A 20557-nucleotide genomic window follows, 5' to 3' on the forward strand; every position below is an offset into this window, starting at 1 on the left:
TCAGTTGCGTCAACTCGGTGCTGCTTGATGCCTTTGCCGCCGCCCGCCTGCTTTGCGTCTATCATCGCCAGCAGGCGGCACGCGAGGCGCAAGGGCAAGCATGGGCGCCGCAGACCGGCCGCAGTTCCGGAGAATCCGAGGAGACCCGAATGCAGAACGATGCCAGCGCCCTGCTGTTTCCCAATTTCGAGCCTTTCCGCATGCAGCTCGGCGAGGTCGCCATCGCCGGCGTGCGGGGCGGCTCGGGCCCACCCCTGCTGCTGCTGCACGGGCATCCGCAGAGCCACCTGATCTGGCACAAGGTGGCGCCGGCGCTGGCCRACCGTTTCACCGTCATTGCCACCGACCTGCGCGGCTATGGCAACAGCAGTGCGCCGCCGGGCAACACCGGCCACGAGAACTACAGCAAGCGCGCGATGGCACAGGACCAGGTGGAGGTGATGGCGCGCCTGGGCTTTAACGCCTTCGCGCTATGCGCCCATGACCGCGGCGCCCGCGTGGCGCACCGCTTGTGCGTGGACCACCCCGGCCGGATTTCGCGCGCCATGCTGCTCGACATCGCCCCTACGCTGGCCATGTACGAACGCACCAGCATGGCGTTTGCCGCCGCCTATTGGCACTGGTTCTTCCTGATCCAGCCGGCGCCGTTCCCGGAGACGCTGATCAATGCCGAGCCGGAGTTCTACCTTAACAAGCTGATGGGCCTGCGCCACGCCGGCCTGAGTCCCTTCGTGCCTGACGCGATGGCCGCCTACACAGCCGCCATGCGCGATCCGGCCCATGTGCACGCCATGTGCGAGGACTACCGTGCGGCCGCCACCATCGACCAGGATCACGACCGCGCCGACCGCGCGGATGGCCGCCAGATCGATTGCCCGCTGCGCGTGCTGTGGGGCGAGCACGGCGTGGTGGCGCGCTGCTTCGAGCCGCTGTCGCTGTGGCAGGAGGTGGCGAGCGATGTCAGCGGCCGCGCGGTCCCGTGCGGGCACTACATTCCCGAGGAAGCGCCCGGGGTGCTGCAGGAGGAAATGCTCGCCTTCTTCTGTTGAGCCTCTGTTGAGCCAGCTCAAGACTTGTCTGTAGCGCATTGAATACATTTGGTGTGTCGCGGCGAAGAAATGTCTTAGCGGGTATTTCCGGATATTTGCCATTTTTCGACATTGATAGCATTGCGCTCCGGTCGCGCGGCCCAAGCCGCGCCGGCCGTATGCGCTGCGCCCGCGTCATGGTCGGCGCCGCCGCCCCGATCGGGCCGGCGGCGCAGGGGCGGCCGCGCCCGACAGGGCGCGCCACTCCGGCCGGGGCAGTGCCGGTACGGGAACAGAAGGGTATCCAGGAGAAAGCATGAAACGAGTTGCACAGTTTGTGGCTGCCGCGCTGACGGTCGGCGTGATGGGGATGCATGCGGGCGCGCAGGCACAGGAGTTCCCGGGCGGCAAGCCGGTCTCGGTGGTGGTGCCGTTCGCCGCGGGCGGCCCGACCGACAAGGTGTCGCGCGAGCTGGTCATGATCATGTCCAAGCACCTGGGTACCACGATGGTGATCGAGAACCTGGGCGGCGCGGGTGGCACCATCGGCGCCAAGAAGGTTGCGCAGGCCAAGGGTGATGGCTACACCATCCTGATCCACCATATCGGCATGTCCACCGCGCCGGCGCTGTACCGCAACCTCGGCTTCGATCCGCTCAAGGACTTCGAAACCGTGGGCGAGATCGCCGACGTGCCGATGGTGATGATCGGCAACAAGAACCTGCCGCCCGCCAGCTTCAAGGAACTGCTGCCCTATATCAAGGCCAATGCCAGCAAGCTGTCGATGGCCAACGCCGGCATCGGCTCTGCCTCGCACCTGTGCGGCCTGCTCTTCCTGAGCGCGATCCAGACCGACCTGACCACGGTGCCCTACAAAGGCACGGCGCCGGCGCTGACCGATATCCTGGGCGGCCAGGTCAACCTGATGTGCGACCAGACCACCAATATCGCCGGCCAGCTCAAGGCGGGCGCGCTCAAGCCGTACGCCGCCATGCAGAGCCGCCGCGTGGAAGCCTTCAAGGACATCCCGACGGCCGCCGAGCAGGGCCTGCCTGGTGTCGAAGTGAAGATCTGGCACGCCATGTACGCGCCCAAGGGCACGCCCAAGCCGGTGGTGGACAAGCTCTCCGCCGCACTGCAGAAGGCCGTGACGGACCCGACCTTCCGGGCCAAGATGGCCGAGCTGGGTGCGGAGGCAGTGCCCGCCCAGCGCGCCACGCCGGATTCGCTGAAGGCCTTCCTGTCGGCGGAAATCGGCAAGTGGAGCCCGGTGATCAAGAAGGCCGGCGTCTACGCGGACTGATCGCCGCCACCCGCGGGGCGCGAGCCCGGATGCAGAAAAGGCCACGCGCGATGCGTGGCCTTTTTGTTTTTCATCCCACGGCCCGCCGCGCCCCCGCGCTTGCTGTGGCCTCCTCGTCTATATTGATCTGGTTGCTTTCGGTCCGGCGGGGGGCGCCAGGGATGGCCGGCGCGGTGGCCCTTGAATTCGCCCGCACCCGTCGCCACCTACGTCCAAGACATATTCTCGCGAAGCCACCATGGAACAGTATCACGGCACTACCATCGTCAGCGTCCGGCGCGGCAACCAGGTTGCAGTCGGCGGTGACGGCCAGGTCACTCTTGGCAATATTGTGATGAAGGGCACCGCACGCAAGGTGCGGCGCATCTATAACGGCAAGGTACTGGTCGGCTTTGCCGGCAGCACCGCGGATGCCTTCTCGCTGCTCGATCGCTTCGAGGCCAAGCTGGAGAAGTACCAGGGCAACCTGACCCGCGCCGCCGTTGACCTCGCCAAGGACTGGCGCTCGGACCGCGCGCTGCGCCGGCTCGAAGCCATGCTGATCACGGCCGACCGCGACACCACCCTGGTGATCACCGGTAACGGAGACGTGCTCGACCCCGAGGGTGGCGTGGCCGCGATCGGCTCGGGCGGCGCCTACGCGCAGTCGGCGGCCAAGGCGCTGGTGGAGAACACCGAGCTTTCGCCCAAGGACATTGTGGAAAAGTCGCTGGGCATCGCCGGCGAACTCTGCATCTACACCAACACCAATTTCGTCATCGAGACGCTGGAATGAGCGTCGGACGGCCGCGTAGTCCCTCGACGCGCGGCCGCCTGGGACCGGGGGCCGCCGCGCTCCGGCCCGTCTTCCACTGAACGGATACCATGTCGCATACCATGACCCCGTCGGAAATCGTTTCCGAACTCGATAAGCACATCATCGGCCAGAACAAGGCCAAGAAGGCGGTAGCGGTCGCGCTGCGCAACCGCTGGCGCCGGCAGCAGGTGGAAGAGCCCCTGCGTCAGGAAATCACGCCCAAGAACATCCTGATGATCGGACCGACSGGCGTCGGCAAGACCGAGATYGCGCGCCGCCTGGCSMRGCTGGCCGATGCGCCGTTCATCAAGATCGAGGCCACCAAGTTTACCGAGGTGGGCTACGTGGGCCGCGACGTCGACACCATCGTGCGCGACCTCGCCGAGATGGCGGTCAAGCAGGCCCGCGAATCCGAAATGAAAAAGGTGCGCACCAAGGCCGAGGAAGCCGCCGAGGACCGCCTGCTCGACATACTGCTGCCGCCGCCGCGCGATATCGGCTTCAACCAGCCCGAGGAAAAGGATTCCAACACCCGCCAGGTGTTCCGCAAGAAATTGCGCGAAGGCCAGCTCGACGACAAGGAGATCGAGCTCGAGGTTTCCGCCGGCTCGCCCAATATGGATATCATGGGCCCTCCGGGCATGGAAGACATGACCGAGCAGATTCGCACCATGTTCGCGGGCCTGGGCCAGGGCAAGAAGGCGCGCCGCAAGATGAAGGTGCACGAGGCCTTCAAGCTGCTGATCGACGAGGAAGCCGCCAAGCTGCTCAATGACGAAGAGGTCAAGCACAAGGCGGTTGCCAATGTGGAGCAGAACGGCATCGTGTTCCTGGACGAGATCGACAAGATCGCCAGCCGCAGCGAAGTGGGCGGCGGCGAGGTGTCGCGCCAGGGCGTGCAGCGCGATCTGCTGCCGCTGGTCGAGGGCACGACGGTCAACACCAAGTACGGCATGATCAAGACCGACCACATCCTGTTCATTGCCTCGGGTGCTTTCCACCTGTCCAAGCCCAGCGACCTGATCCCCGAGTTGCAGGGCCGCTTCCCGATCCGGGTCGAGCTGGAATCGCTGTCGGTTGCCGACTTCGAAGCCATCCTGACCCAGACCGACGCCAGCCTGACCAAGCAATATCAGGCGCTGCTGAACACCGAGCAGGTCCAGCTGGTGTTCGCGCCGGACGGCATCCGCCGCCTGGCCGAGATTGCTTTCTCGGTCAACGAGAAGGTCGAGAACATCGGCGCGCGCCGCTTGTACACGGTCATGGAGCGGCTGCTGGAGGACCTGTCCTTCCACGCCACCAGGTCCTCGGGCGAGACGGTCACCATCGATGCGGCCTATGTGGACGAACGCCTGGGCGATCTCGCCGGCAACGAAGACCTGTCGCGCTACGTGCTGTAGTCGATAGCAGTCAGGATCAAAAAGGGCGCATCACGGTGCGCCCTTTTTGTCGTTTGCTGCGCCCGTTCAATGCGCGTGCACATGCCCCGCCGGCGTCGGCGCGGTCAGTTCCAGTTCCGCCGCAGGCGTTTTCAGCTCACGCAGGCTCTGGCCGTCGGCGGGGATCTGTGTCCACTCGGTGCGGCCGTCCTCGCACTCCTGCACCACCGGAAAATACAGCTTGCCAGCCTGCTCCGGCAGCTTCATCAACATCACGAATTCATCGAAATGCGCGTCGGCCAGCGAGCCGGCGAACCACCGCAGCGTGCGCACGTCCTCGCTCACGGTCTTGCCGTGCGAGGTATAGGGCTTGGCCAGCGGCGCGCGCTTCACTTCCAGTTGCCAGCCTGCCTTGGGTTGCGGATGGGCGCCTTGCACGCCTTCCGGGATAGTCACGGTAATGGCGCGCGTGGCGCTGCCGTTGCAGCCGTGGCCCACCATCAGCGCACCCTTGAAGTAGCTGCCGGCGGTGGCGGTCTTCTGCCCGAACACGATGTGCGCGAGCGCTGCGGGGGCCCAGCTTGCGCCGAGCGAGGCCAGCGCGATGGTTACTGCGGGCAGCAGGCGGGATGCGGTCATGTGGATTCTCCTGGGAAGCGCGCCAGTCTAGCGCCGATGGCGCTCCTCGGCGCTGCGGCGGAGCGCCGCAGGGCTGCGTGCCCCGGGAATCATGTCGGATTTGTCTTACGCGGCTTTCGGAGCGTGACGCCTGATTGCGGGAAGGGCCTGTACGTACTCTGTATCTACGGTGTGGGCAAACGCGGATCGCACCAGGCAGGTGCCTGGCGACGAGGCCGCTCTCCACAATATTCCGCCACTGAAAAGGAGCACGACATGATGAAGAAATGGCTGAGCGCAGCAGTGTGTTCGATGATGTTTGCCGGCCCTGCCGCCTTCACGCTGGCGCATGCCGCACCAGCAGGTTCCAAAGCGGACTACGACGCGGCCGTGAAAACCGCTAACGCCAACTACAAGGCTGCACGCGCCCAGTGCGACAGCCTCAAGGACAACGCCAAGGACGTTTGCGTGAAGGAAGCCAAGCGCGACGAAGACGTGGCCAAGGCCAACGCGGAGGCCGCCCGCGATGGCACGGAAAAGGCGCGCGCCAAGGCGGACAAGGTCAAGGCGGATGGCGACTACAGCGTGGCCAAGGAAAAGTGCGACGACCGCAAGGGCAATGACAAGGACGTATGCGTGAAGGAAGCCAAGGTGGCCCACGAGCAAGCCCTCGGTGTGGCCAAGGTCGAGAAGGCTGCCGCCACCGGCACCAGCACCGACGTCGCCGAAGCGCGCGCCGATGCCAGGAAGGACACCGTGGAAGCTGCCTACAAGGCTGACAAGGAAAAGTGCGATGCCATGTCCGGCGATGCCAAGGACAAGTGCCAGGCCAACGTGAAGGCCAAGTACGCCAAGTAAGTCATAGCCACGCACGAAATACCCAATCAGCCCGTCTGCGGGCTGATCGCAGCAAACACGAACCAGGAGTCGACCATGAATTGGGATCAGATCGCAGGAAAGTGGGATCAGGCCAAGGGTAAGGTGAAGGAAAAGTGGGGCCAGCTCACCGACGACGACCTTACTCAGATCCAGGGCAAGCGGGATCAGCTTGCCGGCCGGATTCAGGAGCGCTACGGCTATACGAAGGAGCGCGTGGAAGATGAGCTGAAGGCGTGGGAGCGTGACACACGCTGGTAAAGCTTAAAAAAGTAAAGATAAAAAGACAAAAGTAAAGCAGGTAAGCATTCGTAAGCGCACTGGTGCGCACAGCGATGCAATGCCAAAGTGGCGGCCGGCTCGGTCCAATGATCGCAGCCGGCCGGTTACCACCCGCCGCGATGCATGTCCGGCGGGTTTTTAGCGGCGCGGCGCCGGTTCCGCGAGTCACGGAATCCCGACCGCTCCCAAGCGGATTCGAGAATTCGCCGCCACCGCCGCTCACCGGCTCGCATCCACCCACTCACAAACCAACCAGGCAGGAGAACCGAAATGAAACGCGAGCTACTGTCTTCGTTCGGGGTGCTGTGCGGCCTCGCCGCTGCAACCGTGTTCCTGTGCGCGCGCCCGGAGGCGGCGCCCGCGCTGCGCCAGTCGGGCGCGTCCGTGGCGCTCAAGCGTGCCGTGCACACTCGCGCCGCCCCGCAAGCCGCGGTGGAACTGGCGGTGCAGGCCGGCGACCTGGGCTCGCGTGCCGATCGCCATGCCAGCGACGCCCTGCGCCTGGCCGAGCAAGCCGCCGGCCGGGAGGACGATCTGGACTGGGACTACGTGCAGTTGCGCCTCTGAGCGCGGGCGCTAGCGGACGTTAGCGCGACACTGGCCGCTTGCCCAGTTTGCGCTGCAGTGTGCGCCGGTGCATATTGAGCGCGCGCGCGGTGGCGGAAATATTGCCGTCGTGCTCGGCCAGCACCCGCTGGATATGCTCCCACTCCAGCCGTGCCACCGATAGCGGCACCGGCTCCTCCATGGCGGCTTCGGCCGCGTCTTCCGATACCCCGGCCATCAGCGCCGTCAGGATCGAATCCACATTGGCCGGCTTGGCCAGGTATTCGTCAGCCCCATGCTTGACCGCCGCCACCGCCGTGGCGATGCTGGCGTAGCCGGTCAGCACCAGGATGCGCGCATCGGGCAAGGCGGCCCGCAGCGGGGCGACCAGTTGCAGGCCGGACTCCGCCGGCGCGGTGCTGCCGGCTTCCGGCGGCGCGCTCAGGTGCAGGTCCAGGGTGATATAGGCAAACGGCGTTTGCGCGGCGAGTGCCAGCGCCTGCTGGCGGTTGTGCGCGATCTGCACCGCATAACCGCGGCGCGTCAGCGCGCGCGCCAGCGCGCCGGCGAAGACGGCATCGTCGTCGACGACCAGGAAGGGCGCGCCGTCGGCGGCGGGATTATTGAGGGCGTCGGTCATCGCGGATTCGTTGTCAGGGGTGAGGCGAACGGAGCGGCATCCGGGAAGGACGCCGCAGAGGGGGTGGGCAGGCGCAGTTCGGCCACGGTGCCGCCTTCGTGATGGTCGTGCCAGGCCAGCCGCCCTCCCATTTGCTGGGCGGCACTTTGCGCCAGGTACACGCCGATGCCCTGGCCGCCGTGCATGCTGGCCACCGGGGCTTCGCCAAGCCGGGCGCGTTGCGACGGTGGGATGCCGAGGCCGCGGTCGGTCACGCGGAACGTCAGCGTAGGCAGCGCGCCGTGGTTCTCCAGGGAGATGGCCAGGCGCAGCGGAATCTGCTCGTGCCCCGCGGCCAGCTGGCTGCGCGCGGCGTTGTCCAGGAGGATGGTCAGAATCTGCCCGACGCGCGCGGCCTCGACCGACAGCGCGGCTGTCTCGCCGATGGCATTGGCTTCGAGGCGGGCATGCGGGTGGCGCAACTGCCAGCGCTCGACGTAACCGTCCAGCCACGCATCGATGCGCTGCGGCGCCGCGGTCTCGTGGTCGTCGCGCAGGCGCGCCAGGATCGATTTGCACAGCTCCAGCTGCTGTTCCATGGTCTGCAGGTCCGGCAGGTAGGCGGACACTCGCGTGCCGCCCAGGCGCGGGTCCGCGGCATCGGCGCGCAACTCGCCGGCGATGACCGCCAGCGTGGCCAGCGGCGTGCCAATCTCGTGGGCGACCGCGGCGGCCTGGTCGTTCAGCGCTTCGACGCGCGCATCGCGCAGCAACTGCTCGCGCGCCAGGTTGAGTTCGGCATCGCGCTGGCGCAGCACGCCGGACAACCGTGCCACGAACACCGCGATCATGGTCGCGCTGGCGACGAAGTTGAGCCACATGCCCGCCAGGTGGTAGTTGACGGCATTGTCCGGGTTGCGCAGGTTCAGCGGCACATACTCGATCAGCATCAGGCTGTAGCAGGCCATCGCGTAGACCGCGAGCGCGATCACGTTGCGCCACGGCAGGATGGCGGCCGCGATCGCCAGGCCCGGCAGGTAGAACGACACAAAGGGATTGGTAGCACCGCCGGTGAAAAACAGGTTGGCCGACAGCGCCGTCAGGTCGACCATCAGCTGGCCCATCAGCTCTGCGTCGCTGGGCATGGTGCCGCGGCCGCCATGCATGCGCATGCGCAGGCCCGTCAGCAGGTTGAACACCGCTTGCAGGGAGAGGATCGCCAGCAGCGGGCTGTATGGCAGGATCACGCCGGCCACCGCCTCGCAAGACACCAGCAGCACCGACTGCCCGCCCATCAGCGCCCAGCGCAGCCAGAACAGGCGGCGCAGGCTCATGAGGTTGTGGCGCACCGGGGCAAAGCCCGCAGTGTGGCTCGTGGCGGGACCGGCGTGGGAGGTGGCCGTATCTGGCGGCACGGCTGCGGTGGTATCCATGCCGCGAGTTTAACAACGACAAGGGCCGGGCCCGCCCTGTGCGACACCGTGCCGCATTGGTCGGCGGCGCAGGCGCTGCCAGACTGGCCGGTTAGCTGCGGGGCTTGCCGCCTGGCTCGCGCCGCCATGGACGACATGGTCTAATGATTCCTTTGTGAAGTTCAGTGGAGATGATCCCAATGCAAGCCAGATTCCTCGCCGCGGTGCCCGCCGCCCTGCTCGCCGCGCTGTGCTCGAACGCCGCTTTCGCCCAGGTCGACGTCAGCAACGCCTGGGCGCGCGGCACCGTGCCGGCGCAGACCGCCACCGGCGTCTTCATGACCCTGCATGCCCACGAGCCCGCCAAGCTGGTCGGCGTGAGCACGCCGGCGGCCGCCACGGCCGAGGTCCATGAGATGAAGATGGATGGCAACGTGATGCGCATGCGCGCCATCGGCGCGCTTGACCTGCCGCGCATGCAGGATGTCGAACTCAAGCCGGGCGGCTATCACGTGATGCTGATGGGTCTCAAGGCGCCGCTGAAGAAGGGCGATACCGTGCCGCTTACGCTCAAGATCGAACAAGGCGGCAAGGTGATCGAGCAGAAGGTCGACGCCGAAGTGCGCGACCTTGCTGCCGCAGCGCCGGCCGCCGGCTCGCACGGCGATCACAAGCACTGAAGCGCTACGGGCAGCCAGGCAGCCCGGCTGCTGCCTAGCTGCGCAGGCTGATCGCGTCGTCGGGTTCGTCCCCTGCGGCCACCGCCATGACGCGCTCGCGCAACCAGCTATGGCCGGGATCGGCGTCGGTGCGGTCGTGCCAGATCAGGCTGAAGACAAAGCCCGGCAAAGGGAAGGGCGGATCGAACACCGCGAAGCGCGGGTCTTCCTCGAACGCGGCCAGGCTGCGGCGCGCCGTGGTCAGGACCAGGTTGGTGCCGGCAATCAACGCTGGTGCCACGCTCCAGTGGGGCAACACGCAGGCGATCTTGCGCCGCCCGCCGACCTTGGCCACGGCGGCATCGATGGCATCCACCCGCTCGCTGTGGGCTGCCACCAGCACATGCGAGCGGGCCAGGTAGGCGACCTGATCCAGCTTGCCCAGGCCGCGCACCGTGGCCGCGTCCACCATGCAGCCATAGGTTTCTTCGAACAGTTCGGTACTGCGCACGCCTTCCGGCGTCTGCGCGAACACGCCCAGCGCCAGGTCGATCTCTGCGTCGGCCACCTTGGCCGTCATGGCCTCGCGGCTGGCCTGGCTGACCACCAGGTCGATCCCCGGCGCGATCTTGCGCACCGCGCGCAGCAGGCCGGGCAGCAGCGCCATGGCGCCGTAGTCGGACATGGCCAGGCGGAAGCTGCGGCGCGCCGTGGCGGGCTGGAAGCCGGACGGCCCGAGCAGGATGCGCACCTGCGCCAGCGCCTCGGCCAGCGGCCCCGCCAGTTCGTGGGCGCGCGCGCTGGGCACCAGGCCACCCTGGCCGCGCACCAGCAGCGGGTCGTCCAGCAACTGGCGCAGGCGGCCCAGCGCATGGCTGACGGCGGGCTGGCTCAGGTGCAGCCGCAGCGCCGCGCGCGAAATATGTCGTTCGGCCAGCAGGGCTTCCAGCACCACCAGCAGGTTCAGGTCGATACCGCGTAGATCATTCATGCGGCGCATATTAACGCTATGAAACGAGAATTGGAAATTCGCGGCGCAATATTTCACACTGGGGGCATCATATTTGTCCGTATGGAGATGCCCCGATGCCAGGAATCAGTAACTTTTCGCCGGCGCTGACCGGCCTTATCCCCGTACTGGTGGCCATCGCATCCGGGGCGGTGATCCCCTTCCAGGCGGGCGCCAATGCCGTGCTCGGGCGTAGCCTGGGCCACCCGCTGTGGGCGGCCGTGGCCTCGCTGCTGGTCAGCCTGATGGTGGTGCTGCCGCTGCTGTTGCTGCTCAAGGCGCCCATGCCGGCGCTGGCGCTGGCGGCGCGCGGGCCAGCCTGGACGTGGGCAGGCGGCGTGGCGGGCGTGTTCTATATCTCGGCGGCGCTGCTGCTGGCCCCGCGCCTGGGCGCCGGCGGCTTTATCGCGGCGGTGGTGGCGGGCCAAATGGCGGGGGCCTTGCTGCTGGACCAGTTCGGCCTGGCCGGCTTCGCGGTGCGCGCGGTGACGCCGGGACGTCTGGCCGGCGCCTTGCTGGTGGTGCTGGGCGTGGTGGTGGTGCAGTTCGCCGGGACCGGCGCGGCCAGCCCGGCGCCAGCAGCCAGCTAATCAGGCCGGCCCACCGGCCTCCTCGCGGCGGCGGCCCAGGCACGCCGGGCACAGGCAGTGCTGGCCCGGCACGATGCGCCGGGCGGGCAAGAGCGGCTGGCTGGCGCACCAGCATTCCGGCAGGCCGGCGGCGTAGCCGCACACAAAGCCGGCGCCGCAAGCGCTGCAATGCTCGACCGGGCGCAATTGTCCCGTCAGCACCGTGGCCGGATCGCTCACGGATTGTCCTTGGGCGGCTCGTCGTCCAGGCCCAGCCGGCTCATGGCGGCGCGCATCAGCCGCATCTGGGCCGAAAAATTGGTGCAGGCGTCGCAAATGGCCAAGTGGCCGCGCATGCGCACGCGTTCGATCCAGCTGAGCGGGCGGTCCATGCCTTCCATGGTCAGGCGGTGGATCTCGCGGCAGTTCGGCAGCAGGGAGTCTCGTGGTGGCGTATCAGACATGGCTTCCTTTGGTCGGACAGGCGGTCACGCCTTTTGCCCGAACCAGTTCAGTTCCAGGCACTCGCGCAGGCGCATGCGGGCGCGGTACAGCATGACCCATGCATTGGTCGTCGTGATCTCCAGTTCCTGACAGATTTCTTCGGTTTCCAGTTCCAGCCATTCCCGCATCATGAAAATCCGGCCAATCTTGGCTGGCAGCTTGTCCACGCAAAGCTGCAGGATCTCGAAGAACTCGCGACGCTCCAGCGTCCGGTCGGGGTTGCCCCAGTCGGAAGGCGGCGTATGGTAGTGCCCGTTCTTGGCGAACAGGGCGTCGAACGCGTCGATATCCGACTGGGCTTCGCCGTCCTCGTCGCCGCCGAGCGCCAGGCGCACTTCGCGCCGGCCGCTGCGCAGCGTATCGATGATCTTGTGCTTGAGGATGCCGATCAGGTAGGTCTTCAGCGCGGACTGGCCGCTGAAGCGCTCCGGGTGCTCCAGCGCGGCCACCAGGGTGTCGGAGACGGTATCCTCGGCCAGCGCCTGGTCACGCAGTTGCAGCCGCGCGAAGCGCAGCAGATGGGGGCGCAGGGCGTTAAGATCGTCGGGGTGCAGGCTCATTTTTCTTGCCGCTGTCCGGTGGTGGGAAACTGTCAGCCGACTGTTGCGTGGATAGGACGCCATGGTGCGCCGCAGTACGCATGCACCGGTTTTGAGCCACTGCCGCACCAGCGTCTGCACGCGTGCGGCGCGGTTTCTTGTAAAATCGGCGCCTGCCGCGGCCGGATGTGGTCAATGCGGGGTCTGGAATGCCTGGAACCCGTTGTCCACCGCCGGTCAGAATTGCCATGATACCTGTTGAATCTCACGGATGTCCCTTGCCATGAACGCCGACACCCCTGGGCCTGCCGCTACCGCGGTGGCCGCAATTGCCCCAGCCCTCAAGGCCGAAATCCTCGCCGAGGCGCTGCCCTATATCCGCAAGTTTCACGGCAAGACCATCGTCGTCAAGTACGGCGGCAACGCGATGACCGAGGAAAAGCTCAAGCACGGCTTCGCGCGCGACGTGATCCTGCTCAAGCTGGTCGGCATGAATCCGGTCGTGGTCCACGGTGGTGGCCCGCAGATCGACGAAGCCCTGAAGAAAGTCGGCAAGGTCGGCACCTTCATCCAGGGCATGCGCGTCACCGATGAAGAGACCATGGAAGTGGTCGAATGGGTGCTGGGCGGCGAAGTGCAGCAGGACATCGTCATGCTGATCAACCAGTACGGCGGCCAGGCCGTGGGCCTGACCGGCAAGGACGGCGGCCTGATCCGCGCCAAGCGCCTGAAGATGCCGGACCGCGAGAATCCCGGCGCCTTCATCGATATCGGCTACGTGGGCGACATCGAAGCGATCAACCCGGCCGTGGTCAAGGCGCTGCAGGACGATGCCTTCATCCCGGTGATCTCGCCGATCGGTTTCTCCGACGACGGCCAGGCCTACAACATCAACGCCGATGTGGTGGCCGGCAAGATGGCCGAGATCCTCAAGGCCGAGAAGCTGGTGATGATGACCAACATCCCGGGCGTGATGGACAAGGCCGGCAACCTGCTGACCGACCTCTCGGCGCGCGAGATCGAGGAACTGTTCGCCGACGGCACCATCTCCGGCGGCATGCTGCCGAAGATCTCGTCGGCGCTGGACGCGGCCAAGAGCGGCGTCAATTCGGTGCACATCATCGATGGCCGCATCGAACACTCGCTGTTGCTCGAAATCCTGACCGAACAAGCGTTCGGTACCATGATCCGTTCGCACTAGAACGCATCTCCCGGCAGCGCGCGCCGCGCGCTGCCGCCTCACCCCCTCTTTCCTTCCCGCGTGCCATCTACTTCCCCGCCCTTGCGCCGCAGCCTGCGCGGTGCGCGCCGACGCCGCCCCGCGGGCGACAATTCCGGCCGCACGGTCTGGCTGTTCGACCTCGACAACACGCTGCACGACGCGTCGCACGCGATCTTTCCCGCCATCAACCAGTTGATGACGGCGTATGTCGCCCGCGTGCTGGGCAGCGACGAGGCCACCGCCAGCGAGGTAAGGGTGAAGTACTGGCAGCGCTATGGCGCGACCCTGCTCGGCATGATCCGCCACCACGGCGTGGATCCGGCCGACTTCCTGCGCGCCGCGCATGATTTCCCCGAACTGGCGGAAATGGTGCGCGTGCAGCGGGGCCTGGCCGGCCACCTGCGCCGCTTGCCGGGGCGCAAGATCTTGGTGACCAACGCACCGGCGCAATATGCGCGCGCCGTCATGCAGGTGGCCGGTATCCAGCATTGTTTCGAGCGCGTCGTCGCCATTGAGGACATGTGGGTGCATGGACACCTGCGGCCCAAGCCGGACCGCCGCATGTTGCGCCGCCTGCTGGCCCAGCAAGGCGTGGCGCCGCACCGGGCGGTGCTGGTGGAAGACACGCTGTCCCACCTCAAGCGTTATGCCGGCACGGGCATTCGCACCGCCTGGGTGACGGGCTACCTGCGCACGCTGGCGCCATCGCGCCCGCACGATGTGCCGATGCCAGCCAGCGTGGCGGCGGACGGCGTCAGCGGCGACGCCGTGCTGCGCAGCACGCTGGACGCCGAGGACAGGCAGCATGCCGGGCACGCCGCGCAAGAGCATTCGGTGACGCTGGTGGCGGCCGAGACGCAGGACCCGCCGTCGCGGCCGCAAGGCAAGACGGCGCCGCAAGCGCTGCCGGCATCGGCGCCGCGCGTGCGGGCGCGCATCGTAAATCGCCCCGGTTATGTGAACGTAAAAGTACAATCCATGCATCAACTCCAACGACGAATTCGGAGAATAGGGTCATGATGCACAGTAACGGGCGCCCATCGGGTGCGGCTCCGGCCGCGGCCGGGCAGGGCGCAGGCGCGGACGGGGCGCCGGCACGCAAACGCCCGCGTCCGGGCGAGCGGCGGGTGCAGATCCTGCAGACGCTGGCCGGAATGCTGGAAGTGCCGCGCGGGGAAAAAGTCACCACCGCGGCGCTGGCCGCCAAGCTCAGTGTTTCCGAGGCGGCGCTGTACCGCCATTTCGCCAGCAAGGCGCAGATGTTCGAGGGCCTGATCGGCTTTATCGAGCAGACCGTCTTCGGCCTGATCAACCAGATCACCACCCAGGAAGAACATGGGCTGCGCCAGGCGCATGCCGTGGTGCGCATGCTGCTGTCCTTCGCCGAGAAGAATCCAGGCATGACCCGCGTGCTGACCGGCGAAGCGCTGGTGGGTGAGCACGATCGCCTGCAGGAGCGCATCAACCAGGTGGTGGACCGCATCGAGGCCTCGCTGCGGCAGTGCCTCAAGGTTGCCATCACCCAGGGCGCGTTCCCGCCCGACGCCGACGTGCCGGTGCGCGCGGCGCTGATCATGGCGACCGTGCAGGGCCACTGGCATCGCTACGCCAAGAGCGGCTTCCGCAAGCTCCCGAGCGAGAATGCGGACGCGCAACTGCGCGTGCTGCTGGGCTAGGCGCCGCGGGCGGCCCCGCCCGGGGCCTCCTCTGCCTCTGCTTCAGGCCGCGGGCACATGAATGCTGGCCTTGATGTGCTTCAGGTTGGCCACGATGGTGAACGTCATCACGATCAGCAGCGACCACGAACTCCATTTGCCCACATGCACCGCCGACCACGCGCCTAGCTGGTTGGGGTAGCGCCACACCGCGAAGAACGTGCTGATGTTTTCCGCGATCCAGACGAACAGGCCGATCAGCACGAACGCCAGCAGCAGCGGCATCTCGCGCTCCCGGTCCAGCGGGCGGAAGCGCACCGTGCTGCGCGCATACAGCCCGGCAATGCCGCAGGCCAGGTACCAGCGGTAGTCGCCGATATAGTGGTGCGTGAAGAAGTTCGCGTACACCAGCGCCGCCATCAGGCCGGCCATCCAGTACGGCGGATGGTGCCGCACGCGCACGTCCAGGATGCGCCAGGCCTGGATGATGTAGCTTCCCACTGCCGCGTACATGAAGCCTGAAAACAGCGGCACGCCCAGCACCTTGGTGTAGGCGAAGTCAGGATAGCTCCACGACTGGATGCCGCCCGATGTCTTGAAAACTTCCAGCGCAAAGCCCACCACGTGGAACAGGCTGATGGCCCTGAGTTCGTCCATCGTCTCCAGCCGTGCCCACACCATCGCCGCCTGGATCGCGACTGCCGCCGCCAGCAGCAGGTCGTAGCGCGGGATGCCCATCCAGCCGCCGCGCGGCACGGCGAAGACCGCCAGGAAGAACAGTCCCGCGAACAGGCACGATCGCGCTTCCTTGACGCCGAAAGCGAGAAACTCGCAAAGTCCGCGGCGCGCGCCGGCCAGCGCCAGTCCGGGGCGGGGCGCGGTGAGCAGGCGGTCGAGCCGGTTGGATGCGGCGTTCCGGCCGCTGTGCAGGCGGAACGGATCGGGCATGCGTTTCGTAGCGGTGATCATGTCGGCCTCAATCCGCACAGGCGCGCGCGGGCGCACGATGCCGGGTCGGCTTGTCGCGCTCGATCCACTGGCGCAGCGCAACACCGGTCGCCGCCAGCGTCATCAGCGGCAAGCCGATCCACAGGCATTCCAGCCAGAAGCGCGTTGCGCCGAACAGCCCGGCGCCGGTCAGCGGCAGCGGCCGCCACGGCAGCGTCACGCGCTGGTCCGCCAGCGGATAGAACAGCGCCGTGCCGATGCCGCGGTCGGTCAGCAGGTCCAGCAGGGGGTGCGACACGGTGCTCAAGGCCACGAACAGGAAGGCGATGCCGCGCCGCCAGCCGCAGCGCCTTGCCGCCAGCGCCGCCACGAGGCCGAGCGCCAGCGCGAAGCCGATCGAGTGCGTCAGGCCCCGATGGCCCAGCACGCTGCTGTAGCGCACCCCGGCATACCAGACGCTGAGCATGTCGACGTCGGGCAGCACGCTGGCCGCGACGCCGGCCAGCATCAGGCTTGCCGGCACCCTGCGCCGGCCCAGCGCGGCGGCCAGGGCGAGCGGCGGGGCGCAATGGAGGTAGGTGGGCATGGCGTTCTCCCCCGCTCAGGCTTGCACGGCGGTTTCGGCGGCCACGGCCGCGGCGGGCTTGTCGCGCTGCGGCTGCCAGGCGGCGCCCGCCGCATACCAGTCGATGCGCCGGGTCATCACCATGATGGCGGCGAGGATCACGAACAGCAGCAGCGAGCCCAGCATCAGCGCGTTGTCCTCCGACAGCAGCAGGCCATAGAGCGCGCCGTACAGCACGGTCAGCAGCGTGGCGAAGGCCAGCCCGCGCTGCCAGCTCTGCAGCACGAACGAGAGGTAGAAGCCCAGCAGCCCGATGCACGCGGCACTGGCCGCCAGGTAGGCCAGCGCGAAGGCGATATGCTCGGACAGGCTCAGCAGCAGCAGGAAGAACACCGCCAGCGCCAGGCCCACCAGCAGGTACTGGATGGGATGGATGCGCAGGCGCCTGACCAGCTCGAACATAAAGAAGCCGGCGAAGGTCAGCAGCACGAACATGGCGCCGTACTTCACCGCGCGTTCAGCCTGCAGGTAGATGTTGACCGGATCGATCAGCGTCACGGAAACCGATTCGAGCGTGCCGTCGCCCGGACCGGCGAGCTAGTTGCGGACCTTGGTGTTGTAGGAGGTCACGCTCCAGTTGCTGTGGAAGCCTTGCGCGTTCACGCTGCGGGTGCGCGGCAGGAAATCGCCATCGAAACTCGGATGCGGCCAGGCGGAGTCGATCGAGATGTCGTTCTGGTCGGCCACCGGCGTAAAGGCCAGCGACTGCGCGCCCAGCAGCGGCAAGGTCAGCGAGAACGGCACCACGCGCTGCGCCTGCGCGGACCTGCCGTCGAGGCCCGGTTTCGCGGCTTTGGCCGACGGCAGGTCGATCTCCGCATGCAGGCCTTGCGTCAGGCTCTTCAGCCGCACGCCTTGCTCCAGTTTCAGCGCCTTGCCGTCGAGTTCGAACGTGGGCGCCGCCATCAGGCCGCGCGTGTCGCTGATGCCGATCGCGATGTAGGGCTGCCCCACCTCGAAGCCCACATGGCCGACCGAGCGCGGCAGCTCGCCCGGGTCGGGCAGCGCGATGGTGCCCTGCCAGCGGCTCTGCATCTCGTACACCAGTACCTTGTGGATGCCGCGATAGCGCTCGCTTGGCGTCACCTCGCCCTTGACCCGCAGCGTGGCGGGGAACACCAGCACCTGCCCGACCTCGGCCTGCAGCATGGTGGCATTGGGCCGCTTGGGGTCGCTGTTGTCCGCCACGCGCAGGATTTCCTTGTACGGCAGCACCAGTACCGGGCCGGTCAGGGTCTGCGGGCCGGCGTAGCTTTGCCAGACACTGCGTACTGCCTCTTCGCGGTAATGCTTGCGATCTTGCACCGCGTTGCCGACGAGATGCAGCGGGATCAGGATCAGCAGGATCAGCAGCGCGGTGATGGAGGATTTGAAAAACAGGATTCGGTTCATGGCGGCAGGCGCGCGGGAGTGACGATGCCGCGAGCTTAGGACTCCCGTGTGAGCCGCCAAGGAAGCCTGCGTGAAGCGATTGTGTGGCGAGTGTGAAGCCGCTACGCGGCCGGCAAGGTCAGYGTGGCGCAGGCCCCGCCTTCCGCGCGATTGGCCAGCACGATCTCGCCACGATGCAGCGTGGCGATCTCGCGCACGAAGCACAGGCCGAGCCCGGTGCTCTTGTCCTGGCCGCCAGGGCGCGGCAGCGAATAGAAGCGCTCGAACAGGCGCGGCAATGCATAGTCGGGAATGCCCGGGCCGTGATCGGTGACGCGCACGGCGATCGTATTGGGCGGGCCGTCGCGGCGCTCCACGGCGATTTCCACCACGCTCGCCGGCGGGGCGAAATCGAGCGCGTTTTCCAGCAGGTTGGCCAGCGCCTGGTGCAGCAGGAACCGGTCGCCTTTCACCGCCGGCGCGGGATGGGCCGGCGGCAGCAGGCGCAGGGCCAGCCCGCGCTGGCGCGCGCGCGGCTCCAGCTCGTGCAGCAACTGCTCGATCAACGCCAGCAGCGCAACCGGCTCGTGCGTCTCCAGGCTCTGCCGCTGCTCCAGCGCCGCCAGCGCCAGCAGCTTGCGGATCATTTCCTCCAGCCGCTGCGCCTGGCGCCGGATGTTGGCGACGAAGCGGCTGCGGTCGGCGGCGGGCATGTCCTCCTGCAGCAGTTCGGCCGCGCCGCTGATGGCCGCCAGCGGGCTCTTCATTTCATGCGTGAGCGTGTGGATGTAGTGCTCGACGTATTGCTTGTTCTCCAGCCGCAGGCGCATGCTTTCCACCGAGCGCCCCAGCTCGGCCAGCTCGCTGGCGCCGCGCAGCGGCATCTCGGCGCGCTCGCCGGCAGCCACCGCGCGCGCGTAGCGCTGCAGGCGGCGCAGGCCGTGCACCAGCCACAGCGTGCAGCCCAGGCCGATCACGAACGCGCCGCCCATCAGCAACAGGCCGTTGAGCAGGATCTTGCGCTGGCTGCGCTCGATGAAAGGCGCCATGGTCACGTTGGGCTTGGCCACGGTCAGCACGCCGATGGTCTTGTTGCCGTCGCGGATCGGCGCGGCCACGTGCATCACCGTGCTGGCGTCGTCGTCCGGATTGGCGCGCGTGCTGCGCGCGCCGTACTCGCCCCGCAGCGTGCGGTAGACATCGTTCCAGCGCGAGTAGTCGGCGCCCACGGCCGCCTCGCCGGAATCGAAGCGCACGATGCCGCGTTCGTCGGTGATGTAGATGCGGTAGCCCACCGCATCCTTGTGCATGCCCCACACACTGGCATCGACTTTGTCCTCGCGCAGCCGCGCCAGCCGGCGGGCGAAGGCGCCGTTGGCGATGCGGCCGTTCTTCATGTCGTCGGCGGCCAGCACCGCCAGGACATGCGCGGTATCGACCAGCGTGTCCTCCATGGCTTGCCGCACCCCCGGCTTGACCTCCTGCACGAACACCCGCAGCGTGAGGAATGCCGCCAGCCCGACGATCAGGAAGAAGCCGAAGAAGATGCGAAGCCCGATATGCATGCGTGGCCGTAGGTGAGAGGGGGAGGGAAGGCGCCGTTCAGCGTGCGAGCGAATAGCCCATGCCGCGATGGGTCCGGATCGGGTCGCACTCCGCGTCGAGCGCGCGCAGCTTGGCACGCACGGTCTTGATATGGGTGTCGACGGTGCGGTCGATGGTGTCGACCGCGTCATGCCAGACCAGGTCCATCAGCTGCGCGCGCGAATAGATGCGCCCGGGATGCTGCAGCAGCAAGGCGAGCAGCCGGTATTCGTAGCGTGTGAGGTCGAGCCACTGCCCGCGCCAGGCCAGGCGCGCGCCGTCGGCGTCGAGCGTGAAGCCATCGGGCGGAGCGGCTTCCTGCGCGGGGGGGGCCTGCGCGGCGCGCATGCCGGTGCGCCGCAGGATCACCCGCACCCGCGCCGCCAGTTCGCGCGGCGAGAACGGCTTCACGACGTAATCGTCGGCGCCGATCTCCAGCCCGACGATGCGGTCGATTTCCTCGTTGCGCGCGGTGAGGAAGATCACCGGCACATCGGAGAAGGTGCGCAAGGTGCGGCAGACTTCGAAGCCGTTGATGTCGGGCAGGCCCACGTCCAGGATCACCAGGTCCGGCGCCTGCGCGCGCAGGCGTTCCAGCGCCGCGCCGCCGAGCGCGCAATGCTCCACCGCCATGCCGTCTGTCGCGAGCGCATAGAGGATGGTGTCCGCGATCGCGGATTCGTCTTCAATGACCAGGATGCTGGGTGATTTCGTCAAGGCTGGGCTCGGTTCGGGCTCGGTTCTGGGTTGGTTGCGGTGGCGCGCCGCCGCCGCGTTGGTTTGCTCTATAATAAGCGGGTCGCGCCGATTTGATGACTGGCTTGCGGGCGCGCGGCGGCATGGTAACTCCTGAAGTCACTGATTCGGGGGAAACCGGCAGCCAATATAAATGCGGCTAAAGAGGTGGGTCGGTACCCTGCCACGCAAGGCACCGGCACGCGGGACGCAAGACCCGTGCAAAACCCGATTTGGCTGCGCCATCGTTGATGCCATGTTTGATGTCATGTGCACGC

Annotated in this window: 23 protein-coding genes and 1 pseudogene; 12 read left to right on the forward strand and 12 right to left on the reverse strand. The window is 67.1% G+C overall.

From position 1 onward, the window contains the following. Window positions 1-149 precede the first annotated feature (149 nt). From AC1DN0_RS06995 to hslU, 4 genes are all read left to right on the forward strand, one after another. Complete coding sequence (locus AC1DN0_RS06995; protein ID WP_477145625.1) at window positions 150-1049, forward strand: alpha/beta fold hydrolase; 900 nt, start codon at window positions 150-152, stop codon at window positions 1047-1049. 295 nt (window positions 1050-1344) lie between these two features. Next, on the forward strand, window positions 1345-2331 hold the full coding sequence (locus tag AC1DN0_RS07000) for a tripartite tricarboxylate transporter substrate-binding protein (protein ID WP_276289090.1): 987 nt from the start codon (window positions 1345-1347) through the stop codon (window positions 2329-2331). 238 nt (window positions 2332-2569) lie between these two features. Next, entirely contained in the window at window positions 2570-3106 is a 537-nt protein-coding gene (gene hslV, locus AC1DN0_RS07005) for an ATP-dependent protease subunit HslV (RefSeq protein ID WP_006162714.1), read from the forward strand. 89 nt (window positions 3107-3195) lie between these two features. Further along, complete coding sequence (gene hslU, locus AC1DN0_RS07010) at window positions 3196-4527, forward strand: ATP-dependent protease ATPase subunit HslU (protein WP_477145618.1); 1332 nt, start codon at window positions 3196-3198, stop codon at window positions 4525-4527. A gap of 66 nt (window positions 4528-4593) precedes the next feature. Here the strand turns inward: hslU and AC1DN0_RS07015 are convergent, their stop codons facing one another. Continuing rightward, on the reverse strand, window positions 4594-5145 hold the full coding sequence (locus tag AC1DN0_RS07015; RefSeq protein ID WP_477103455.1) for a YcnI family copper-binding membrane protein: 552 nt from the start codon (window positions 5143-5145) through the stop codon (window positions 4594-4596). Window positions 5146-5400: 255 nt separating this feature from the next. On the opposite strand from AC1DN0_RS07015, the gene AC1DN0_RS07020 reads away from it, so the two are divergent. From AC1DN0_RS07020 to AC1DN0_RS07030, 3 genes are all read left to right on the forward strand, one after another. Next, window positions 5401-5982, forward strand: a complete 582-nt coding sequence (locus tag AC1DN0_RS07020) for a hypothetical protein (RefSeq protein ID WP_441631449.1) — start codon at window positions 5401-5403, stop codon at window positions 5980-5982. A 75-nt stretch (window positions 5983-6057) separates the two neighbouring features. Next, the gene (locus tag AC1DN0_RS07025; protein ID WP_045236210.1) at window positions 6058-6261 is read left to right on the forward strand and encodes a CsbD family protein; all 204 of its coding nucleotides are present in this window, start codon (window positions 6058-6060) and stop codon (window positions 6259-6261) included. Window positions 6262-6552: 291 nt separating this feature from the next. Continuing rightward, window positions 6553-6849 carry a hypothetical protein gene (locus AC1DN0_RS07030; RefSeq protein WP_441631451.1) on the forward strand — a complete coding sequence of 99 codons (297 nt, stop codon included), beginning with the start codon at window positions 6553-6555 and terminating at the stop codon, window positions 6847-6849. Window positions 6850-6868: 19 nt separating this feature from the next. Here AC1DN0_RS07030 and AC1DN0_RS07035 read toward each other — a convergent pair whose 3' ends face one another. Together AC1DN0_RS07035 and AC1DN0_RS07040 are read right to left on the reverse strand one after the other, a co-directional pair. Then, entirely contained in the window at window positions 6869-7468 is a 600-nt protein-coding gene (locus AC1DN0_RS07035) for a response regulator transcription factor (RefSeq protein WP_441631453.1), read from the reverse strand. Further along, the gene (locus AC1DN0_RS07040) at window positions 7465-8880 is read right to left on the reverse strand and encodes an ATP-binding protein (protein WP_441631455.1); all 1416 of its coding nucleotides are present in this window, start codon (window positions 8878-8880) and stop codon (window positions 7465-7467) included. Before AC1DN0_RS07040 ends, AC1DN0_RS07035 begins: the two co-directional genes overlap by 4 nt. 179 nt (window positions 8881-9059) lie before the next feature. On the opposite strand from AC1DN0_RS07040, the gene AC1DN0_RS07045 reads away from it, so the two are divergent. Further along, complete coding sequence (locus AC1DN0_RS07045) at window positions 9060-9539, forward strand: copper chaperone PCu(A)C (RefSeq protein WP_045236206.1); 480 nt, start codon at window positions 9060-9062, stop codon at window positions 9537-9539. A 34-nt stretch (window positions 9540-9573) separates the two neighbouring features. Here AC1DN0_RS07045 and AC1DN0_RS07050 read toward each other — a convergent pair whose 3' ends face one another. Continuing rightward, window positions 9574-10509 (reverse strand): LysR family transcriptional regulator, encoded by a 936-nt coding sequence (locus AC1DN0_RS07050; RefSeq protein WP_441631459.1) that lies wholly within the window; start codon window positions 10507-10509, stop codon window positions 9574-9576. A gap of 95 nt (window positions 10510-10604) precedes the next feature. On the opposite strand from AC1DN0_RS07050, the gene AC1DN0_RS07055 reads away from it, so the two are divergent. After that, entirely contained in the window at window positions 10605-11117 is a 513-nt protein-coding gene (locus AC1DN0_RS07055; RefSeq protein WP_441631461.1) for a DMT family transporter, read from the forward strand. Here the strand turns inward: AC1DN0_RS07055 and AC1DN0_RS07060 are convergent, their stop codons facing one another. Genes AC1DN0_RS07060 through AC1DN0_RS07070 form a run of 3 tightly spaced genes read right to left on the reverse strand, consistent with a single transcriptional unit; the run spans window position 11118 to window position 12160 of the window. Beyond that, window positions 11118-11336: a cysteine-rich CWC family protein gene (locus AC1DN0_RS07060; RefSeq protein ID WP_035874353.1), complete on the reverse strand. Its 219-nt coding sequence runs from the start codon at window positions 11334-11336 to the stop codon at window positions 11118-11120. After that, complete coding sequence (locus AC1DN0_RS07065) at window positions 11333-11560, reverse strand: zf-HC2 domain-containing protein (protein WP_441631463.1); 228 nt, start codon at window positions 11558-11560, stop codon at window positions 11333-11335. Before AC1DN0_RS07065 ends, AC1DN0_RS07060 begins: the two co-directional genes overlap by 4 nt. A gap of 24 nt (window positions 11561-11584) precedes the next feature. Continuing rightward, entirely contained in the window at window positions 11585-12160 is a 576-nt protein-coding gene (locus tag AC1DN0_RS07070; protein WP_035874347.1) for a sigma-70 family RNA polymerase sigma factor, read from the reverse strand. Window positions 12161-12410: 250 nt separating this feature from the next. Between AC1DN0_RS07070 and argB the strand changes: the two genes are divergently transcribed. Genes argB through slmA form a run of 3 tightly spaced genes read left to right on the forward strand, consistent with a single transcriptional unit; the run spans window position 12411 to window position 15037 of the window. Next, entirely contained in the window at window positions 12411-13340 is a 930-nt protein-coding gene (gene argB / locus AC1DN0_RS07075) for an acetylglutamate kinase (protein ID WP_017226062.1), read from the forward strand. Between the two features lie 60 nt (window positions 13341-13400). Then, window positions 13401-14381: a pyrimidine 5'-nucleotidase gene (locus AC1DN0_RS07080; RefSeq protein ID WP_441631466.1), complete on the forward strand. Its 981-nt coding sequence runs from the start codon at window positions 13401-13403 to the stop codon at window positions 14379-14381. After that, entirely contained in the window at window positions 14378-15037 is a 660-nt protein-coding gene (slmA, locus tag AC1DN0_RS07085; RefSeq protein WP_045236201.1) for a nucleoid occlusion factor SlmA, read from the forward strand. Before AC1DN0_RS07080 ends, slmA begins: the two co-directional genes overlap by 4 nt. Window positions 15038-15079: 42 nt before the next feature. On the opposite strand, the gene AC1DN0_RS07090 is transcribed toward slmA, so the two are convergent. From AC1DN0_RS07090 to creB, 5 genes and pseudogenes are all read right to left on the reverse strand, one after another. Beyond that, window positions 15080-15985, reverse strand: coding sequence for a DUF817 domain-containing protein (locus AC1DN0_RS07090; RefSeq protein WP_441631468.1), 906 nt, complete (start codon window positions 15983-15985; stop codon window positions 15080-15082). Window positions 15986-15992: 7 nt separating this feature from the next. Then, window positions 15993-16550 carry a metal-dependent hydrolase gene (locus tag AC1DN0_RS07095; protein ID WP_441631470.1) on the reverse strand — a complete coding sequence of 186 codons (558 nt, stop codon included), beginning with the start codon at window positions 16548-16550 and terminating at the stop codon, window positions 15993-15995. Between the two features lie 15 nt (window positions 16551-16565). Next, a pseudogene (gene creD / locus AC1DN0_RS07100) lies at window positions 16566-17981 on the reverse strand (cell envelope integrity protein CreD). A 101-nt stretch (window positions 17982-18082) separates the two neighbouring features. Then, window positions 18083-19525 carry a two-component system sensor histidine kinase CreC gene (creC, locus tag AC1DN0_RS07105; protein ID WP_441631474.1) on the reverse strand — a complete coding sequence of 481 codons (1443 nt, stop codon included), beginning with the start codon at window positions 19523-19525 and terminating at the stop codon, window positions 18083-18085. 37 nt (window positions 19526-19562) lie between these two features. Continuing rightward, complete coding sequence (creB, locus tag AC1DN0_RS07110; protein WP_441631476.1) at window positions 19563-20261, reverse strand: two-component system response regulator CreB; 699 nt, start codon at window positions 20259-20261, stop codon at window positions 19563-19565. Window positions 20262-20557 lie beyond the last annotated feature (296 nt).

It is taken from the genome of Cupriavidus sp. 05N39, assembly GCF_056397325.1.

What these genes read in the sequence shown, in the direction of transcription:
- hslV (WP_006162714.1), top strand. Translation starts at nt 2,570, where the DNA reads ATGGAACAGTATCACGGCACTACCATCGTCAGCGTCCGGCGCGGCAAC.
- AC1DN0_RS07065 (WP_441631463.1), bottom strand. Translation starts at nt 11,560, where the DNA reads ATGTCTGATACGCCACCACGAGACTCCCTGCTGCCGAACTGCCGCGAG.
- AC1DN0_RS07090 (WP_441631468.1), bottom strand. Translation starts at nt 15,985, where the DNA reads ATGATCACCGCTACGAAACGCATGCCCGATCCGTTCCGCCTGCACAGC.
- AC1DN0_RS07030 (WP_441631451.1), top strand. Translation starts at nt 6,553, where the DNA reads ATGAAACGCGAGCTACTGTCTTCGTTCGGGGTGCTGTGCGGCCTCGCC.
- AC1DN0_RS07040 (WP_441631455.1), bottom strand. Translation starts at nt 8,880, where the DNA reads ATGGATACCACCGCAGCCGTGCCGCCAGATACGGCCACCTCCCACGCC.
- AC1DN0_RS07015 (WP_477103455.1), bottom strand. Translation starts at nt 5,145, where the DNA reads ATGACCGCATCCCGCCTGCTGCCCGCAGTAACCATCGCGCTGGCCTCG.
- slmA (WP_045236201.1), top strand. Translation starts at nt 14,378, where the DNA reads ATGATGCACAGTAACGGGCGCCCATCGGGTGCGGCTCCGGCCGCGGCC.
- AC1DN0_RS07025 (WP_045236210.1), top strand. Translation starts at nt 6,058, where the DNA reads ATGAATTGGGATCAGATCGCAGGAAAGTGGGATCAGGCCAAGGGTAAG.
- AC1DN0_RS07050 (WP_441631459.1), bottom strand. Translation starts at nt 10,509, where the DNA reads ATGAATGATCTACGCGGTATCGACCTGAACCTGCTGGTGGTGCTGGAA.
- AC1DN0_RS07020 (WP_441631449.1), top strand. Translation starts at nt 5,401, where the DNA reads ATGATGAAGAAATGGCTGAGCGCAGCAGTGTGTTCGATGATGTTTGCC.
- argB (WP_017226062.1), top strand. Translation starts at nt 12,411, where the DNA reads ATGTCCCTTGCCATGAACGCCGACACCCCTGGGCCTGCCGCTACCGCG.
- AC1DN0_RS07045 (WP_045236206.1), top strand. Translation starts at nt 9,060, where the DNA reads ATGCAAGCCAGATTCCTCGCCGCGGTGCCCGCCGCCCTGCTCGCCGCG.
- AC1DN0_RS07070 (WP_035874347.1), bottom strand. Translation starts at nt 12,160, where the DNA reads ATGAGCCTGCACCCCGACGATCTTAACGCCCTGCGCCCCCATCTGCTG.
- AC1DN0_RS07035 (WP_441631453.1), bottom strand. Translation starts at nt 7,468, where the DNA reads ATGACCGACGCCCTCAATAATCCCGCCGCCGACGGCGCGCCCTTCCTG.
- AC1DN0_RS07095 (WP_441631470.1), bottom strand. Translation starts at nt 16,550, where the DNA reads ATGCCCACCTACCTCCATTGCGCCCCGCCGCTCGCCCTGGCCGCCGCG.
- AC1DN0_RS07000 (WP_276289090.1), top strand. Translation starts at nt 1,345, where the DNA reads ATGAAACGAGTTGCACAGTTTGTGGCTGCCGCGCTGACGGTCGGCGTG.
- AC1DN0_RS07055 (WP_441631461.1), top strand. Translation starts at nt 10,605, where the DNA reads ATGCCAGGAATCAGTAACTTTTCGCCGGCGCTGACCGGCCTTATCCCC.